The following is a 17,707-nucleotide window of genomic DNA, read 5'->3' as shown; positions in this document are numbered from 1 at the left end:
CATTGAAAAAGGCGATCATTCTAAAGCAAAACGGCGGCCCGAAGGCCGCCGTTTGACGTTATCTAATAACGGATTACGCCGGTACCGGCGCAGCTTCTACCGAAGGTTTGGGCAGCGACGACAGGAACGCCATGATCAGCGCCGCCAGGTACGGCAGCGACTGCACCAGCAACATGGTCACCCAGAAGCGCATGTCGTTGCTTGGTATACCCTGCACCAGGAAGATCCCCAGCGCCGCGCCCCACAACAGCAGCATGATGAACAGCTCTTCGCGAGCCTCCGAAATCGCCACCCAGAAGCCGTGGTTATCGGCATTCTTCGGTGTGCGGAAGAACGGAATGCTGCTGGTGAAGAAACCGTACAGCACCGCTTTGGCGATGGTGTGCGACAACGCCAGCCCGGCCAACGCGGCGCAGAAGGCGTCTTTCAGGTTGACCCCGACCGCGCGGCGGTACAGGAAGATGATCTTGCCTACCTTGAACACGAACAGCGCCAATGGCGGGATCGCGAAAATCAGCAGCGGCGGATCGACCCGTTGCGGCACGATGATCATCGCCGCCGACCACAACAATGCGCCGATGGTGAAGAAGATGTTCATGCCGTCCGCCACCCACGGCAGCCAGCCCGCGAGGAAGTGGTAACGCTGGCCACGGGTCAGCTCGGTGTCCTTGCCGCGCAGCAGGCTGGCGGTGTGACGCTTGATGATCTGAATCGCGCCATAGGCCCAGCGGAAACGCTGTTTCTTGAAGTCGATAAAGGTATCGGGCATCAGGCCTTTGCCGTAGCTGTCGTGGTAATACGCTGCCGACAGACCTTTTTCGAATACACGCAGACCCAGCTCGGCGTCTTCACAGATACACCAGTCGGCCCAGCCCAGTTCCTCGAGCACCGAGCGACGGGTCATGGTCATGGTGCCGTGCTGGATGATCGCGTCACGGTCGTTGCGGGTGACCATGCCGATATGGAAGAAACCTTTGTATTCGGCGTAGCAGAGCTTCTTGAAGGTGCTTTCGTTCTGGTCGCGGTAATCCTGTGGCGACTGCACCACGGCGATTTTCGGGTCGGCGAAGTGCGGCACCATGTGCTTGAGCCAGTTCGGGTGCACGCAGTAGTCCGAGTCGATCACCGCGATCACTTCGGCATCCTTGGCGGTGTGCGGAATCAGGTAATTCAGCGCACCGCCCTTGAAACCGGCCAGTGGCGACACGTGGAAGAACTTGAAGCGCGGGCCGAGGGTTTCGCAATAATCGCGCACCGGTTCCCAGACCGCCGGGTCCTTGGTGTTGTTGTCGATGATCAGGACTTCGAAGTCCGGATAGTCGAGGTTGGCCAGGGCGTTGAGGGTCTGTTTGACCATCTCCGGCGGCTCGTTGTAGCACGGTACGTGAATCGACACCTTCGGTCGGTAGTCTGATTCGCCCACCACGGGCAGGAATTCACGCCGGCGTTTGTGGGTCCAGACTGCTTCGGCCAGTTCGTGGGCTTCGGTCAGCAGCACGATAAACACCCCGAGAGCACCGAGGGCGAGCAGGAAGCCCACCGTCAGACTGAACCAGGTGCTGTATTGCTGGCTGTAGTCGTAACCGATCCACACCAGCACCGAACCGCACAAGAACGCGATAAAGGTCAGGAAGGTACGGCCGCGTTGACGCAGAGCCGAGCCGTCGATCATCAGCAGGGTCAGGGACAGCAATGCCAGCACTACCGAGCCGATAGCCAGTACGCGCCATTGCGGGATCGCCACCACCGGGCCTTCGAAGTTGAATTTCTGCTGGCGCGCGGCGTTGAACACACCCCAATACGCACCCACCGAACCTTCGTCGCTGGCCTTCCACGGTTGGTCAAACGCTTCGATCACGAAGTAGTTGAAACCCTGACGGTTGAGTTTGTTGACCAAGGTACGCAAGTAAATCGCCTGGTCTGCCGGCGACGCATCGGCGCCACCACGCATGCGGCCGTTGCTCGGCCAGCCGACTTCGGAGAGCAGCAACGGCTTTTTCGGGAACATCTTTTTCAGGTCGCGGGCGCGGTCAAGAACGAACTGACCGGCCTTGTCCACAGGGATGAACTCCCAGTAGGGCAGAACGTGAGCGGCGATCAGGTCGACGTGCTTGGCCAGGCTCGGGTTTTCTTCCCAGACGTGCCACTGTTCGGAGGTGGTGACCGGAACCTTAACGGCCGCGCGCACACGATCGAGGATCACGCTCAGCTCGGCAGCAGTGATTTCCTTGCGGAAGATCGCCTCGTTACCGACCACGACGCGAACCACGCTGCGGGAGGTGTTGGCCAGTTGGATGGCGCGCTGAATCTCGCGCTCGTTGCGCTCCTGGTCCGGGCTGATCCAGATCCCCAGGGTCACCCGCAGGCCGAACTCTTCCGCCAGTTTGGGAATGTCCTCCAGCGTGCCGTCGACCGAGTAGGTCCGGATGTTGTCCGTCAGCTTGCTCATGATCTCCAGGTCACGACGCATTTCATCGTCGGTCGGATACTGGTCTTTCTGCGGGTACTGGCCTTGTTGAAATGGCGAGTACGAGAAGCCGGAGATCTGTTCAGGCCAGTTGGGGGCGGTGACCGGGCGATTGACCAACGCCCAGAAACCGGTGAACAAGGCGGCGATTGCTAGAACCACTACCAGGTTGAGTCCAAATTTACGCGATGACATAGCTTTTTCGGGTTCCAAAGGCTGTGGAACGAAGGAACGGTTGGCGGCCGGCTGCCAGGTGGCAGGGGCGCGCATCCTACACTGGAGGTTCTCTGACCGTACAGCGAACAGGGAAACGCCCGACATTGGGCAATCCAGGTCGACTTAAGTTCTTTGACCAGAGCGTTGTAGTCCAATTCCGATCAATTTTTTGTCAATTAAAGCAGTCGACACCGCCGTTCATAGTGCAAAGATGCTCTTGGCCGCCGACAGCCCTATAATGCGCGCCGGTTTTTGGGGTAATGGTCATGAGTACAGAAGATCCGCGGTTTGCTGGTATCGCCCGCTTGTATGGCATTGAAGGCATGGAGCGCTTGCGCGCGGCCCATGTGGCGATCGTCGGCGTCGGTGGTGTCGGTTCCTGGGCGGCGGAAGCGGTTGCCCGGTGTGGCGTTGGCGAGATATCGCTGTTCGACCTCGACGACGTCTGCGTCAGCAACGTCAACCGTCAGCTGCATGCGCTGGACAGCACCGTCGGCAAGCCCAAGGTCGAGGTGATGGCCGAGCGCCTGCGCGGAATCAACCCGGACTGCACGGTGCATGCGGTGGCGGATTTCGTCACCCGCGAAACCATGGCCGAGTACATTACGCCGAACATCGACTGCGTGATCGACTGCATCGACAGTGTCAACGCCAAGGCGGCGCTGATCGCCTGGTGCAAGCGGCGCAAGATCCAGATCATCACCACCGGCGGCGCGGGAGGGCAGATCGACCCGACGCTGATCCAGGTCTGCGACCTGAACCGCACGTTCAACGATCCGCTGGCGTCGAAAGTGCGCTCTACATTGCGCCGCGACTACGGCTTCTCCCGTACCGTGACCCGTCACTACAGCGTGCCGTGCGTGTTTTCCACCGAGCAACTGCGCTATCCAAAACCCGATGGCAGCATTTGCCTGCAGAAGAGTTTTGTCGGGGACGGCGTGAAGCTCGACTGCGCCGGGGGCTTTGGCGCGGTGATGATGGTGACGGCGACGTTTGGCATGGTCGCGGCGACCAAGGCTGTGGATAAGATTGTGGCTGGGGTTCGACGCCCGGCGGATCGGGTCAAACCTCAGGTTTAATGGTTGTGGTTCGATCGTTCCCACGCAGAGCGTGGGAACGATCAGTGCGCTAGCTCACGCATCCGCTGCAACACCGCATTCAAGCCATTGCTACGGGACTGGGACAACTGGCGACCCAGCCCCAGCTGACTGAACCAATCCGCCAAATCCACCTGTTGCAACTCAACTGCAGACAACCCGTTGACCCGCGCCAGCAGCAACGCCACCAATCCGCGAATCAATCGCGCATCGCTGCTGGCGCTGAATTGCCAGTGTCCGTCCTGCAACGTGCCGACCAGCCAGACCTGGCTTTCACAGCCATGCACGCGGTTGGCGTCGACTTTATCCATATCGCTCAACGCTGGCAGACGGTCGCCCCATTGCATCAGCAACCGCGCCCGCTGTTCCCAGCTCGCCGCCTGCTGAAACGTATCCAGTGCTGTAACGGCATCGACGGGCAAGGTCATCGCAACAACTCCAGGGCCTGATCCAGTGCTTCGAAAAAGCGCTCAAGGTCTTCGGAGTCGTTGTACAGCGCCAACGACACCCGAATCGCCCCGGCCAGTTCAAAGCTTTTGAGCAACGGCATGGCGCAATGATGACCGGCGCGCACGGCGATGCCTTGTTCAGTCAGCAAATGCGCCAGATCCGAGTTATGCACACCCTCGACGACAAAACTGGCCAGGGCCAGTTGCGGTTTGCCCAGCAGGCGAATGCCGTTGCGCGCTTCCAGGCCTTTGAGTAAATAGTCATGCAGCGCCGCTTCGTGGGCGGACACGGCGTCCTGATCCAGCCCGGTCAGGTAGTCCAGCGTTGCGCCCAGGCCGATCACACTGGCGATCGGCGGCGTACCGGCCTCGAACCCCAGCGGTGCGGACCGAAAGCGAGCATCGTGGTAGTTGGCGTCCAGCACCATTTCGCCGCCGAACTGCCAGGGGCGCAGCTGTTGCAGCGCTTCGTTGCGCCCGAACAGCACGCCCAGGCCATCGGGGCCGTAGAGTTTGTGGCTGGAAAACACGTAGAAGTCGCAGCCCAGTGCCTGCACGTCGTGCCGACCATGAACCACGCCTTGGGCGCCGTCGATCACGGTCAGCGCGTTGTGTGCCTTGGCCATCGCCAACAGCGCGGGCAACGGTTGCCAGGCGCCCAGCACGTTGGACAGCTGGCTGACTGCCAGCAAACGGGTTCGCGGACCGATCAACTGCGCGGCGACATCCAGGTCGATCAAACCGTCGACATTCAGCGGCAGGATCACCAGCTTCAGGTCGCGACGGTGAGCCAGTTGCTGCCACGGCAACAGGTTGGCGTGATGCTCCAGAGCGCTGATGACAATTTCATCACCCGGATTGAAAAGGTGTTCCAGGCCATAGGCCAGGAGGTTAAGCGCGGAAGTCGCACCGTGGGTAAAGATAATCTGCCCGCAATCGCCGGCATTGAGCCATTGCGCAACTTTGCGGCGGCTGTCCTCGAACGCCTGGGTGGCATGGGCGCCGGGCAAGTGTTGCGCCCGATGCACGTTGGCCGCGCCGTTGGCGTAGTAATGCGCCAGGGCATCCAGCAGGGCTTGAGGTTTTTGCGTGGTGGCGGCGTTGTCCAGATAAGTCTGGTCTTGCCGTTGCAGTGCGGCGATGGCCGGAAAATCGGCGCGCCAGGGAGAAGGAATCATCATGTTGTTCGGCCCTGGTGACATGGGCGGGTGTACGCCTGACCTGTGTAGGAGCGGAGCTCGCTCCTGCACAGGTGATCGTTTGACGCTCTGCTTAGTTGTGAGCGTGCAGCGCTTCGTTCAGTTCGATAGCCGATTTGTGGGTTTTGCACTCCACGGCACCGGTTTCCGAATTGCGGCGGAACAACAGGTCAGGTTGACCGGCCAGTTCACGGGCTTTAACCACTTTGACCAGTTTGTTGTGCTCGTCCAGCAGCGCAACCTTGGTACCGGCCGTCACGTACAGGCCCGACTCAACGGTGTTGCGATCGCCCAACGGGATGCCGATACCGGCGTTGGCGCCGATCAGGCAGCCTTCGCCAACCTTGATCACGATGTTGCCGCCGCCCGACAGGGTGCCCATGGTCGAGCAACCGCCGCCCAGGTCCGAACCCTTGCCGACGAACACGCCAGCCGACACACGGCCTTCGATCATGCCCGGGCCTTCGGTGCCGGCGTTGAAGTTGACGAAGCCTTCGTGCATCACGGTGGTGCCTTCGCCCACATAAGCGCCAAGACGAATACGTGCCGCGTCAGCGATACGCACGCCGGCCGGTACCACGTAGTCGGTCATTTTCGGGAACTTGTCCACCGAGAACACTTCCAGCAGCTCGCCACGCAGGCGGGCTTCCAGTTGATGCTCGGCCAGCTCGGACAGGTCGATCGCACCCTGGCTGGTCCAGGCCACGTTCGGCAGCAGCGGGAAGATCCCGGCCAGGTTCAGGCCATGCGGCTTGACCAGACGGTGGGACAGCAGGTGCAGCTTGAGGTAGGCCTCAGGCGTGGAGGTCAGTTGCGCGTCTTCGGCCAGCAGTGTGGCAACCAGCGGCTTGTGGCTCTCGGCCAGACGGGTCAGCAAGGCAGCCTGAGCTGCGTCGACGCCTTTGAGCGCTTCAGCCAGTTGCGACGCCTGAGCGGTGCTGAAGGCGATGGCCTGATTGCCTTCGGTGTAGCCCAGGATCGGGGCAATGGCCGCGACCAGTTCGGCCGAAGGGTTGAGCAGTGGCTGCGCGTAAAACACTTCCAGCCATGCGCCTTGACGGTTTTGAGTGCCGACACCAAAGGCCAGGCTGAACAGGGTAGTGGACATGTTGATACCTCTAACAAAATGGAACGGGCTGCCTTACTTGAGTGCGGCCGCGTAGATATCTGGCTTGAAGCCAATCAGGGTTCGGTCACCGAGATCGAGCACCGGGCGCTTGATCATCGAGGGTTGTGCGAGCATCAGTTCGATGGCTTTCGGCTGGTCGAGATCGGCTTTGCGTTCGTCGTCGAGCTTGCGAAAGGTCGTGCCTGCACGGTTCAACACCACTTGCCAGCCGTGCTCCTCGCACCATTGGGTCAGGTGTTCACGGTCGATTCCGACCGCTTTGTAATCATGGAAGTCATAGCCGACAGCGTGTTCATCGAGCCAGTTGCGCGCTTTTTTCATGGTGTCGCAGGCTTTGATGCCGAAAAGGTGCAACGTTTTGCTTGAAACGGTCAAGGAATTGCCCCCTTTGCAGGTGCTGAAAATAAAAGGTGACGGATTATGCCATGACCCTTCAGTTAAAACCCAAAACCCTGTGTGAGCGGAGGTGCGACATTGGTGCGACGGTCAGCCGGCAGTCTAAGCGGCTAATATGGCACTTCAATGCTGTCGGTTGCTTGGGAGCCGTGCTTTATGCCAGGTGTTCAACGATTCGGCCGAAGCCCAGGCATGGGCCTTTGAGATGGATTTGTTGGAGCGGCGTCTGCGATTGAAGGCGCTGCGGGCGCAGCGCCTTGAGTTGTATAGCCTGAGCCATCATCACCAGATGGGTGATGACGTGTTGCGCGAAGTGTTGAGGGCGCGGATTTGAGTGAGGCTTGGATCAGGTCAAATTAGCGCGGCTCGTCAATGAGATGCTTGCTCGTTTTCTGCGGTGGGATATGGGTAAGCCTTGGACATGAACGCTTTGTCTTTTTCGCTGAGGACCAAGTTGAGGTGGATTTTGAAGTCGCCGTGAGTCCATTCCTGGTGGATGGCATAGTGCATGATTGACTGCGGATCATAGGGCGAGTAATTGACCTCGCTCGCGTCGAGTAGATTGAAGTAGCGTTGATCGACTTCGCGTCGTATGTAACTGTCCTCATCATCGTCTTCGCTAGTGCCATGAAGCTCGTAGACAGCTTGTTTGTTCCAAGGGATGTTCATTTCAGGGTGCAGGTGTTCGTGTTCGGCACCCAGAGCGTGGCCAAACTCGTGCATCACATTGGCAGCAAAAAAACCGGGCATGCGCAGATCCGGTGAGAGCAACATCGTCGGGCCTTCTGTTTCCAGTAAAGCGTTGGTGCCGATGTAGGACCAGTAAACCCCAGGCTCGCTACGGATGCGGATATCACCTTCTGTCCCTTCTACAAAATCGAACTTCAGATTGACATGGGGCAACCAGTTGTCCGCGGCTTTCTTGACTGCATCTTTGAACGCTTGATTGCCGTTCAAAAACGCAATGCGCAATGTGCGGCCTGGCGCCCAGAATTTAGTGTGTCGGGCCACCGCTCTTTTTTGCCGGCCGGAATGAGAGTCATGGCGATTGGCAGGGTTTTCTGCAATGGCGGCTTGGTAGGAAGCATTAATGTCCGTTGGCTTTTCGTTGAGGCAAAACAGTCCGTTGTTCATTATAAATTTCCCTGTTTTTTGAATTAAAGGTTGCAGTAAGTTGTGGGTGTCTTAGTCAGTTTGTGCTGTGCTGGATGCCAGAAGCGTCAGTGAGGGTTTTATTTAGGGTAAAGGCTTTGGATGGCGAAGATATCCGTAGTGCTGAGTTCCGAATTGATGCCCACTTCAAAAACGCCGTCAGTCAGCTCTTTGTCGACCGGATAATGCATGATGGAGGTCTGGTCATACTCTGTGATGGTCAGATTTCCATCCTGCAGTGTTTCAAAGAAGTTTGCATAAGTCTTGTCTTTGCTCCACCCCATCGATCTGCCCAATTCATAAACTTTTGCTTCATTCCACGGAATATTTGCCTTGGGATGCTGATGTTCGTGCTCCAGGCCCAGCGCATGACAGAATTCATGGAGGATCGTCTGCCTGAAAGCCGAGTCCCCTTGTTTTACTCCGAGGTACATCGTCGGTTGGTCCGCTTCGACAAGGAGTGCATCTGTACCTACGGCAGAGGCATTATGAGTTGTATTCGTTGAAATCCTGATATCGGCATTGTCCCCTTTGTACAAACCGAAGAGGAGGTTGACGTGTGGATCCAGTTCCCAGATAACTTTTTCGATAGCGTCCTGTAAGGCTTCTGGAGGGTTATCCATGAACTTGATGGTCAGCCATCGATGTTGTTTCCACAGCCTTGTATGGTCGGCCACCACGAGTAGCTGGAACTCGTCAGGATTTTTCTTGGGCGCGTTGTCTGGGTTTTCAGTTATCGCGGCAAGATACGATGCTTCTTTACTTGCAGGTTTAAGTGTTGCGCAGTAGTGCGTGCCCGTCATGGGGAACTTCCTTGTTCCGGTTTAAATGAGTTAGTGCCTTTTAGAAGACGAACGAATAGTAAGCAATGGCGGGTTTTTAATGAAGGGGTGTTTGTTGCGGAGTTGTTGCTTGTTGTTTTCGTTTGAATGTCGCCCCTCTTGTTGCAAGAGGGGCGACATTGCTTAGTTACTTGTGGCGGGTAATGAAGGCGCGAATCCGTTCAGCCGCCTCAACGCACTCCGCCAGTGGTGCGACCAGCGCCATCCGCACACGCCCGGCACCCGGGTTGACGCCATCCACCTCTCGGGACAGGTAAGAACCCGGCACGACGGTCACATGCTCTTGCTCGAACAGATCCCGGCAGAACGCCGCGTCGTCGCCTTCAACGCTTGGCCACAGATAGAAACCGCCATCCGGGCGCTGCACATCCATCACCGGGCTGAGGATTTCCAATACCGCATCGTACTTCTCACGGTACAGCGCACGGTTGGCCCGCACATGCACTTCGTCGTTCCACGCGGCAACGCTGGCCAGTTGCGTTTGAACCGGCATCGCACAGCCGTGGTAAGTGCGATACAGCAGGAAGCCCTTGAGGATGTCCGCATCGCCGGCCACAAAGCCTGAGCGCAGGCCCGGCAAGTTGGAGCGTTTGGACAGGCTGTGGAACACCACGCAGCGTTTGAAGTCCTTGCGGCCCAGCTCGACGCAGGCACTCAGCAGGCCCGGTGGCGGGGTTTGTTCGTCGAAGTACAGTTCGCTGTAGCACTCGTCAGCGGCGATCACGAAGTCGTATTCGTCGGCCAGGGCGATCAGTTTTTTCAGGGTTTCAACCGGGATCAGCGCGCCGGTGGGGTTACCCGGCGAGCACAGGAACAGGATCTGGCAACGCTTCCAGATGTCTGGCGAAACAGCGTCGAAATCCGGGTTGAAGCCGTTTTCGTCCAGGCATGGCAGGTAATGTGGCTTGGCTCCTGCCAGGAACGCCGCACCTTCATAGATCTGATAGAACGGGTTCGGGCTGACCACCAGCGCGTCTTCACCACGGTTGACCACGGTCTGGGTGAATGCGAACAACGCTTCGCGGGTGCCGTTGACCGGCAGCACGTTGCGCGCCGGGTCGAGCCAGCCATTCGGAACGCTGAAACGGCGTTCGCACCATGCGGCAATCGCTTCACGCAGGGCCGGGATGCCGAGGGTGGTGGGGTACACGGCCATCTGATCCAGATTGCTTGCCAGGGCTTCGGCGACAAAGCTTGGCGAGCGGTGCTTCGGTTCGCCGATGGACAACGCGATGGCGCGTTTGTCCGGGTTTGGCGTGACGCTGCCGAGCAGGGCGCGGAGCTTTTCGAACGGGTAGGGCTGCAACTGGTTCAGAGCGTTGTTCATGGGGGCCTCGTTCAATGTGGGAGGACTAATGTGGTGTAGGGGCTTGTTGTGGCGAGGGGGCTTGCCCCCGTTCGGCTGCGCAGCAGTCGTAAACCTTTGCATGCGGTGTATCTGATACATCGCGGTGTAGGTTTTGGGGCCGCTTCGCAGCCCAGCGGGGGCAAGCCCCCTCGCCACAACAAGCCCCCTCGCCACAGGCGCTCCCACAGGGGGAAATTGGTTAATTCAGATGCTGATGCGCGAATGTTTGATATCGGGTTCCTGGTTGACGCTCAGCTGTTCGACGATTGCATCCTGCAAACGGCTGCACAGCAACGGGTCGGATAGCGGCTGATTGTTGGCGTCGGTGATGAAGAACACGTCTTCCACACGCTCGCCCAAGGTGGCGATCTTGGCGTTCTGCAGCGACAGGTCGAACTCGAGGAAAATTGTACCGATCCGCGCCAGCAACCCAGGACGGTCGGGTGCGCTGAGTTCCAGCACGGTCACCGGACGCTGGGCATCGTTGTGGATCGTCACCTGTGGCGCAAAGGCAAAGTGCTTGAGCTGACGCGGCACCCGACGCTGGATAATCGTTGGGTAGTTGTCCGGGTTGCGCAGAGCTTCGGTCAGGCCTTCGCGGATCTGCTTGACCCGCGCCGGGTTGTCGCCGATCGAGTCGCCATCGGTGTCGAGCACGATATAGGTGTCGAGGGTGAATTGGCTGCTGGAGGTGATGACCCGGGCGTCGTGAATGTTCAGGTTGAGCTGGTCCATCGCCGCCACGGTCACGGCGAAGAAGTCGTGCTGGTCCGGCGCATAAATGAAGATCTGCGTACCGCCCTCGAACTCGCGCTGGGTGGTTTCCTTGATTAGCACCAGCGGGCCGCCGTCGGCCGGCTGCTGCAAGATTGCATCAGTGTGCCAGGCCACGTCGCCGGCTGTGTGACGCAAGAAGTAGTCATCGCCCAGTTGCGCCCACAACTGCTCGACGTCGTCCGGGTCGGTGCCGCCGCGCACCAGAATGTCCAGCGCTGCGCTTTGGGTCTGGCGGATCTGCTCTTCGCGATCCACCGGGTTTTCCAGGCCGCGACGCAAGGCGCGCTTGGTCTCGGTGTAGAGTTGGCGTAACAGGCTCGCGCGCCAGGAGTTCCACAGCGTCGGGTTGGTCGCGTTGATGTCGGCAACGGTCAGCACATACAGATAATCGAGGCGGGTTTCATCGCCGACAATCTGCGCGAAATCGTGGATCACATGCGGGTCGGACAAGTCCTTGCGCTGGGCGGTGGTCGACATTACGAGATGGTTTTGCACCAGCCAGACGATCAGGCGGCTGTCCCAGATCGGCAACTGATGGCGCTGGCAAAAGGCTTCGGCATCCACTGCGCCGATTTCCGAGTGGTCGCCATGCCGGCCCTTGCCGATGTCGTGGTACAGGCCGGCCAGGTAAATCAACTCCGGCTTGGGCAGTTTGGCCATGAGCTTGCTGGCCAGCGGAAATTTTTCCGACACCTGGGTGTACTGCAACTTACGCAGGTGCTTGATCAGGTTCAGGGTGTGCGCATCGACCGTATAGATGTGAAACAGGTCGTGCTGCATCTGTCCGACAATAAAGCCGAACTCCGGCAGATAACGCCCAAGAATCCCGTAACGGTTCATCCGCCGCAGGTTGCGGTGGACGCCGATCTTGCACTTGAACAATTCGATGAACAGGCTGGTATTGCGAATATCGTTGCGGAAGTCGTCGTCGATCAAATGACGGTTCTCGCGCAGCAGGCGGATGGTATCGGCGCGTACGCCTTTGATTTCCGGCTGCTGGGCCATCAGCACGAAGATTTCGAGCATGGCGAATGGTGTGCGGCGGAACACATTGTTGTTGCGCGCCTCGATGTAGCCATCGTGCAGCTGGAATCGCGAGTTGATCGGCTGGGGCGGTGCTTCGTCTTCGGGGGCCAGGATCACTTCTTCGAAGTGCTGGATGATCAAGTCGCTGAGCTGGGCAATGCTCATGACCACCCGGTAGTACTGCTGCATGAAGTTTTCGATGGCGTGCTTGGCGTCGTTGCCGACGAAACCCAGCAGCCCGGCAATCGTGCGCTGGTGATCGAACAGCAGGCGGTCTTCGGCGCGGCCGGCGAGCATGTGCAGCGCGTAACGCACTTTCCACAGAAATTCCTGGGACGAAGCCAGCAGGGCGTTCTCGCTCTCCACCAGGAAACCTTCGCCGGCCAGGGCCCGCAGGTTCAGGGTGCCGTACTCACGACGGGCGACCCACAGAATCGTCTGGATATCCCGCAGGCCACCGGGCGAGCCCTTGACGTTGGGTTCCAGGTTGTACTCGGTGTCGTTGTACTTGTGGTGACGGGCTTTCTGCTCGGCGCGCTTGGCCAGGAAGAACTCCTTGCTGGGCCACATGTGCGCGGTGCTGGTCACGTCCAGCATGCGCTGGCGCAGACGCTCGGGGCCGGCAATGGTGCGGCTTTCCATCAGGTTGGTGATCACCGTCAGGTCGGCGCGGGCTTCCTCGGCGCATTCGTCCACCGAGCGAACGCTCTGACCGACTTCCAGCCCTATGTCCCACAGCAACGTCAGAAAACGCTCGATGGAATCGCGGAAAATTTCGTGATCGGCGCCGTCCAGCAGGATCAGCAGGTCGATGTCGGAGTAGGGGTGCAACTCGCCACGACCGTAGCCGCCGACCGCGACCAGCGCGATGTCGGCTTCGAAGTTCCAGTTGAATTGCTCCCAGGCCTTTTGCAGGATGTTATCGACGAACCAGGCACGATCCTCGATCAACCGGCGAATCTCCCGACCGGCGCGAAACCGCTCGTCGAGCACTTCGCGGGCCTGACGGATCGCCTTCTTGAAAGCAGCGATAGGGCTTGCCTTCAGGGCCAGTTCAGCCTGGAACTGGCCGCGGTCGAAGAGTTCGGGATCCACCTGCGGCATCGATTAGCTTTCCTTTCTATAAGGCTGGGAACGGAGCGGGCGGGATCAGGCCGAAACGCGCGGGATGGTGTCGTCGCTGCGCAGGGTGAAGATCTCGTAGCCGGTATCGGTCACCAGCAGGGTGTGCTCCCATTGCGCCGACAACTTGCGGTCCTTGGTGATCGCAGTCCAGCCATCGCCCAGCACCTTGGTGTCGGCCTTGCCCTGGTTGATCATCGGCTCGATGGTGAAGGTCATGCCGGATTTCAGTTCCATGCCGGTGCCGGCGCGGCCGTAGTGCAGGATCTGCGGTTCTTCGTGGAACACCTTGCCGATGCCGTGGCCGCAGAACTCGCGAACCACCGAGAAACCGTTCTTTTCCGCGTGCTTCTGGATCACTTCACCGATATCGCCCAGGCGGCAGCCGGGCTTGACCAGCTCGATGGCCTTGTACATGCATTCCTGAGTCACCTGGGACAGACGCTCGGCCCAGACCGGCACGGTGCCAACGTGGAACATACGGCTGGTATCGCCGTGGTAGCCATCCTTGATCACCGTGACGTCGATGTTCAGCGTGTCGCCATCCTTCAACGGCTTCTCGTTCGGGATGCCATGGCAGACCACGTGGTTGATCGAGGTACAGATCGACTTCGGAAAGCCCTTGTAGTTGAGCGGGGCAGGAATGGCTTTCTGCTCGTTGACGATGTAGTCGTGGCAGATGCGGTCCAGCTCTTCGGTGGTAACGCCCGGTTTGACATAATCGGCAATCATTTCCAGCACATCGGCGGCCAATTTGCCGGCGATCCGCATTTTTGCGATGTCCTCTGGGGTTTTGAGGGTGACGGTCATACAGGCTCTCTCTGCGCTCAATGGCGCCTTCTAAAACGAAATGGGCACTGCGCGAACGATCGTCGCGGCCCTGAAAAACGCGATTCTACCAGACGATCAGGGCAAATCTGAGCTTCTGTGCATCGCTTCTCTCTATAGGATGGCGCATTCTTGGGGGATTCCAAGGGCGGGATCAAAAGCATTCGCCAGGTTTTCAGAATCCGGGTTCCGTTTTTTCCGGCCTTGTGGTATAAAATGCGCCGCTTTCCGGGGATACCCTGAAAAGCTTAAATCCACACACGTGTCGACACGATGACCTGGGTGCCTTCAGCTGATGCTGCTGGTTGGTCATTGGGATACGTGGAGGCCAAACCCGACTTATTAAGGAACTATCATGTCCCAAGTCAACATGCGCGATATGCTGAAGGCCGGTGTGCACTTCGGTCACCAAACCCGTTACTGGAATCCGAAAATGGGTAAGTACATTTTCGGCGCGCGTAACAAGATTCACATCATCAACCTTGAAAAAACCCTGCCAATGTTCAACGAAGCTCTGACTTTCGTAGAGCGTCTGGCCCAGGGCAAAAACAAGATTCTGTTCGTTGGCACCAAGCGTTCCGCTGGCAAGATCGTTGCTGAAGAAGCAGCACGTTGCGGTTCGCCGTACGTCGATCACCGCTGGTTGGGCGGCATGCTGACCAACTTCAAAACCATCCGTGCTTCCATCAAGCGTCTGCGTGACCTTGAAGTGCAAGCCGAAGACGGTACTTTCGCCAAGCTGACCAAGAAAGAAGCGCTGATGCGCACTCGCGATCTTGAGAAGCTGGATCGTTCCCTGGGTGGTATCAAGGACATGGGCGGTCTGCCAGACGCTCTGTTCGTTATCGACGTTGATCACGAGCGCATCGCGATCACCGAAGCCAACAAGCTGGGCATCCCGGTTATCGGCGTAGTCGATACCAACAGCAGCCCGGAAGGCGTTGACTACATCATCCCAGGCAACGATGACGCAATCCGCGCTATCCAGCTGTACATGGGTTCGATGGCTGACGCTGTTATCCGTGGTCGCAACAATGTTGCTGGCGGCACTGTAGAGTTCGTAGCTGAAGAAACTCAGGCTGCAGCTGAGTAATTGACGCCCTGGCGTTGACTCAGTAAGCAAAAAGGGGGCTTGGCCCCCTTTTTGCCACCTCGAAAACCATTTGTCGGCGCCCACTGCTTTATCTGTAACGTGCGGCAGCTAACAAGGGTGGTTCGGGAAGAATTGATCGCCCGTTCGATCGGGTGGAATGGTTGAAAACCTATCCAAGAGGAATTTGAAAATGGCAGAGATTACTGCAGCGTTGGTCAAAGAACTGCGCGAGCGTACCGGCGAAGGCATGATGGACTGCAAAAAGGCCTTGACCAAGGCTGGCGGCGACATCGAAAAAGCCATTGATGACATGCGCGCTTCGGGCGCCATCAAGGCTGCCAAGAAAGCCGGCAACGTTGCCGCTGAAGGCGCAATCGCTCTCAAGGAAGACGGTAAATCCGCCGTTCTGCTGGAAGTGAACTCGCAGACCGACTTCCTGGCTCTGCAGGACGACTTCAAGGCATTTGTTGCTGCCAGCATTGAAAAAGCGTTCGCTGACAAACTGACCGATGCTGCTCCGCTGATCGAAGCGCGTGAAGCTGATCGTCTGGTTCTGGTTGGCAAGGTTGGCGAAAACGTCAACATTCGTCGCCTGGCTCGCGTTGAAGGCGATGTTGTTGGTGGCTACCTGCACGGCAACAAGATCGGTGTTGCGGTTGTTCTCAAGGGCGGCGACGTTGAGCTGGCCAAAGACATCGCTATGCACGTAGCGGCTACCAACCCTGAATTCCTGCTGCCGTCGGAAGTTTCCGCTGAAGCGATCGAGCGCGAGAAGGGCGTGTTCCTGACCCTCAACGCTGACAAGATCGCTGGCAAGCCAGAAAACATCGTTGAAAACATGGTCAAAGGCCGTATCAGCAAGTTCCTGGCTGAAGCGAGCCTGGTTGAGCAGGCGTTCGTCAAGAACCCTGAAATCAAGGTCGGCGACCTGGCCAAGAAAGCCGGTGCTGAAATCGTTTCTTTCACCTACTTCAAAGTAGGCGAAGGCATCGAGAAGCCAGTAGACAACTTCGCAGAAGAAGTTGCTGCCCAGCTGGCTGCCAGCAAGCAATAAGACGGTTTTTTAACTGTCGCCCTGAAGAGGCTGCCCGCTTACGCGCGCAGCCTCTTTTCAGATGGGGTTGCCAATTTCATTTGGTTTCCTTTTGGAACTGGCTTACAAAGCCATGTTCCGATGGTGCTGAAGCAGCGCCAAGCTAGAGTGAACGCCAGCTGTAAACAGCTCGCAAAGAATTTTTAAAATACGCCGCAGGAGAGATTCGCAATGGCTCAGCAGGGCAGTGGTTATCAGGCTCGCTATAAACGCATTCTACTCAAGCTTAGCGGCGAGGCCCTGATGGGCTCGGAAGAGTTCGGGATCGATCCGAAAGTTCTGGATCGCATGGCACTGGAAGTTGGCCAGCTGGTTGGCATCGGTGTTCAGGTCGGTCTGGTGATCGGCGGGGGTAACCTGTTCCGCGGCGCAGCGCTCAGCGCAGCCGGCATGGATCGGGTCACTGGCGACCACATGGGCATGCTGGCCACTGTGATGAACGCCCTGGCGATGCGCGATGCGCTGGAACGTGCCAATATCTCGGCCATCGTGATGTCGGCCATTTCCATGGTTGGCGTGACTGATCACTATGATCGCCGCAAAGCCATGCGCCACCTGAACTCCAAGGAAGTCGTGATTTTCGCGGCCGGTACTGGCAACCCGTTCTTCACTACGGACTCGGCTGCCTGCCTGCGCGCAATCGAAATCGATGCCGATGTGGTGCTCAAGGCAACGAAGGTTGATGGCGTCTACACCGCTGACCCGTTCAAAGACCCGCATGCCGAGAAGTTCGATCATCTGACCTACGATGAAGTGCTGGATCGCAAGCTGGGTGTGATGGATCTGACGGCCATTTGCCTGTGCCGCGACCACAAGATGCCGTTGCGCGTGTTTAATATGAACAAACCCGGTGCCCTGTTGAATATCGTACATGGCGGCGCTGAAGGAACCCTGATCGAGGAAGTTCAACAATGATCAACGAAATCAAGAAAGACGCTAAAGAGCGCATGCAGAAATCCGTAGAATCGCTGGCGCACAACTTCGGCCGTATCCGTACCGGCCAGGCGCACCCAAGCATTCTGGAAGGCGTGATGGTTCCGTACTACGGCGCCGACACTCCGATCAAGCAAGTGGCGAACATCACCGTTAAAGACGCCCGTACCCTGCAGGTCGTTGCCTTCGAGCGCAACATGCTGGGCGCGGTCGACAAGGCCATCGGTAGCGCTGGCCTGAACCTCAACCCGACCAACCTGGGTGAGTTGCTGCTGATCTCCATGCCAGCCCTGACCGAAGAAACCCGCCGGGGCTTCACCAAGCAGGCTCGTGATGTGGCTGAGGATGCCCGTGTTGCCGTGCGCAACATCCGTCGCGATGCAAACAGCTCGCTGAAGGACCTGGTCAAGGAAAAGGAAATCAGCGAAGACGAAGAGCGTCGCGCCACTGGCGAGATCGACGATCTGACCAAGAAATTCGTGGCTGAAATCGACGCTAAGTTGGCGGAAAAAGAAAAAGACCTGATGGCCGTATAAGGGT

16 protein-coding genes are annotated in these 17,707 nt (G+C 58.2%); 6 read left to right on the top strand and 10 right to left on the bottom strand.

Features of this window, described 5'->3' with window-relative positions; translation table 11 throughout:
• Positions 1-73: 73 nt before the first annotated feature.
• On the bottom strand, positions 74-2,662 hold the full coding sequence (locus ACEN9A_RS24070; RefSeq protein ID WP_258671064.1) for a glycosyltransferase: 2,589 nt from the start codon (positions 2,660-2,662) through the stop codon (positions 74-76).
• Positions 2,663-2,949: 287 nt separating this feature from the next.
• Between ACEN9A_RS24070 and tcdA the strand changes: the two genes are divergently transcribed.
• The gene (gene tcdA / locus ACEN9A_RS24065; protein WP_371929203.1) at positions 2,950-3,762 is read left to right on the top strand and encodes a tRNA cyclic N6-threonylcarbamoyladenosine(37) synthase TcdA; all 813 of its coding nucleotides are present in this window, start codon (positions 2,950-2,952) and stop codon (positions 3,760-3,762) included.
• A gap of 41 nt (positions 3,763-3,803) precedes the next feature.
• On the opposite strand, the gene ACEN9A_RS24060 is transcribed toward tcdA, so the two are convergent.
• From ACEN9A_RS24060 to ACEN9A_RS24045, 4 genes are all read right to left on the bottom strand, one after another.
• On the bottom strand, positions 3,804-4,208 hold the full coding sequence (locus tag ACEN9A_RS24060) for a SufE family protein (protein WP_258671063.1): 405 nt from the start codon (positions 4,206-4,208) through the stop codon (positions 3,804-3,806).
• Complete coding sequence (locus ACEN9A_RS24055; protein WP_258671062.1) at positions 4,205-5,410, bottom strand: aminotransferase class V-fold PLP-dependent enzyme; 1,206 nt, start codon at positions 5,408-5,410, stop codon at positions 4,205-4,207. The genes ACEN9A_RS24060 and ACEN9A_RS24055 overlap by 4 nt, the downstream gene beginning before the upstream one ends.
• Positions 5,411-5,501: 91 nt before the next feature.
• The gene (gene dapD, locus ACEN9A_RS24050) at positions 5,502-6,536 is read right to left on the bottom strand and encodes a 2,3,4,5-tetrahydropyridine-2,6-dicarboxylate N-succinyltransferase (protein WP_258671061.1); all 1,035 of its coding nucleotides are present in this window, start codon (positions 6,534-6,536) and stop codon (positions 5,502-5,504) included.
• Positions 6,537-6,569: 33 nt separating this feature from the next.
• Entirely contained in the window at positions 6,570-6,932 is a 363-nt protein-coding gene (locus ACEN9A_RS24045; protein WP_258671060.1) for an ArsC family reductase, read from the bottom strand.
• A gap of 184 nt (positions 6,933-7,116) precedes the next feature.
• Between ACEN9A_RS24045 and ACEN9A_RS24040 the strand changes: the two genes are divergently transcribed.
• The gene (locus ACEN9A_RS24040; protein ID WP_019647801.1) at positions 7,117-7,287 is read left to right on the top strand and encodes a hypothetical protein; all 171 of its coding nucleotides are present in this window, start codon (positions 7,117-7,119) and stop codon (positions 7,285-7,287) included.
• A gap of 35 nt (positions 7,288-7,322) precedes the next feature.
• Here ACEN9A_RS24040 and ACEN9A_RS24035 read toward each other — a convergent pair whose 3' ends face one another.
• From ACEN9A_RS24035 to map, 5 genes are all read right to left on the bottom strand, one after another.
• Complete coding sequence (locus tag ACEN9A_RS24035) at positions 7,323-8,087, bottom strand: M12 family metallopeptidase (protein WP_258671059.1); 765 nt, start codon at positions 8,085-8,087, stop codon at positions 7,323-7,325.
• 98 nt (positions 8,088-8,185) lie between these two features.
• On the bottom strand, positions 8,186-8,908 hold the full coding sequence (locus ACEN9A_RS24030) for a M12 family metallopeptidase (protein ID WP_258671058.1): 723 nt from the start codon (positions 8,906-8,908) through the stop codon (positions 8,186-8,188).
• Between the two features lie 166 nt (positions 8,909-9,074).
• Positions 9,075-10,274: a succinyldiaminopimelate transaminase gene (dapC, locus tag ACEN9A_RS24025; RefSeq protein WP_258671057.1), complete on the bottom strand. Its 1,200-nt coding sequence runs from the start codon at positions 10,272-10,274 to the stop codon at positions 9,075-9,077.
• 225 nt (positions 10,275-10,499) lie between these two features.
• Positions 10,500-13,202 (bottom strand): [protein-PII] uridylyltransferase, encoded by a 2,703-nt coding sequence (locus tag ACEN9A_RS24020; RefSeq protein ID WP_258671056.1) that lies wholly within the window; start codon positions 13,200-13,202, stop codon positions 10,500-10,502.
• A gap of 45 nt (positions 13,203-13,247) precedes the next feature.
• Positions 13,248-14,030 (bottom strand): type I methionyl aminopeptidase, encoded by a 783-nt coding sequence (gene map, locus ACEN9A_RS24015; RefSeq protein ID WP_258671055.1) that lies wholly within the window; start codon positions 14,028-14,030, stop codon positions 13,248-13,250.
• Between the two features lie 373 nt (positions 14,031-14,403).
• On the opposite strand from map, the gene rpsB reads away from it, so the two are divergent.
• From rpsB to frr, 4 genes are all read left to right on the top strand, one after another.
• Entirely contained in the window at positions 14,404-15,141 is a 738-nt protein-coding gene (gene rpsB / locus ACEN9A_RS24010) for a 30S ribosomal protein S2 (protein ID WP_018927019.1), read from the top strand.
• A gap of 190 nt (positions 15,142-15,331) precedes the next feature.
• Positions 15,332-16,195 (top strand): translation elongation factor Ts, encoded by an 864-nt coding sequence (gene tsf, locus ACEN9A_RS24005; protein ID WP_018927018.1) that lies wholly within the window; start codon positions 15,332-15,334, stop codon positions 16,193-16,195.
• Positions 16,196-16,405: 210 nt separating this feature from the next.
• Entirely contained in the window at positions 16,406-17,149 is a 744-nt protein-coding gene (gene pyrH, locus ACEN9A_RS24000) for a UMP kinase (RefSeq protein WP_003198235.1), read from the top strand.
• Positions 17,146-17,703, top strand: coding sequence for a ribosome recycling factor (frr, locus tag ACEN9A_RS23995; protein WP_007940501.1), 558 nt, complete (start codon positions 17,146-17,148; stop codon positions 17,701-17,703). Before pyrH ends, frr begins: the two co-directional genes overlap by 4 nt.
• Positions 17,704-17,707 lie beyond the last annotated feature (4 nt).

This window comes from Pseudomonas sp. Pseusp18 (assembly GCF_059506005.1).
The sequence above is the reverse complement of the archived record's forward strand: the minus strand, read 5'-3'. Positions and strand labels throughout refer to the sequence as shown.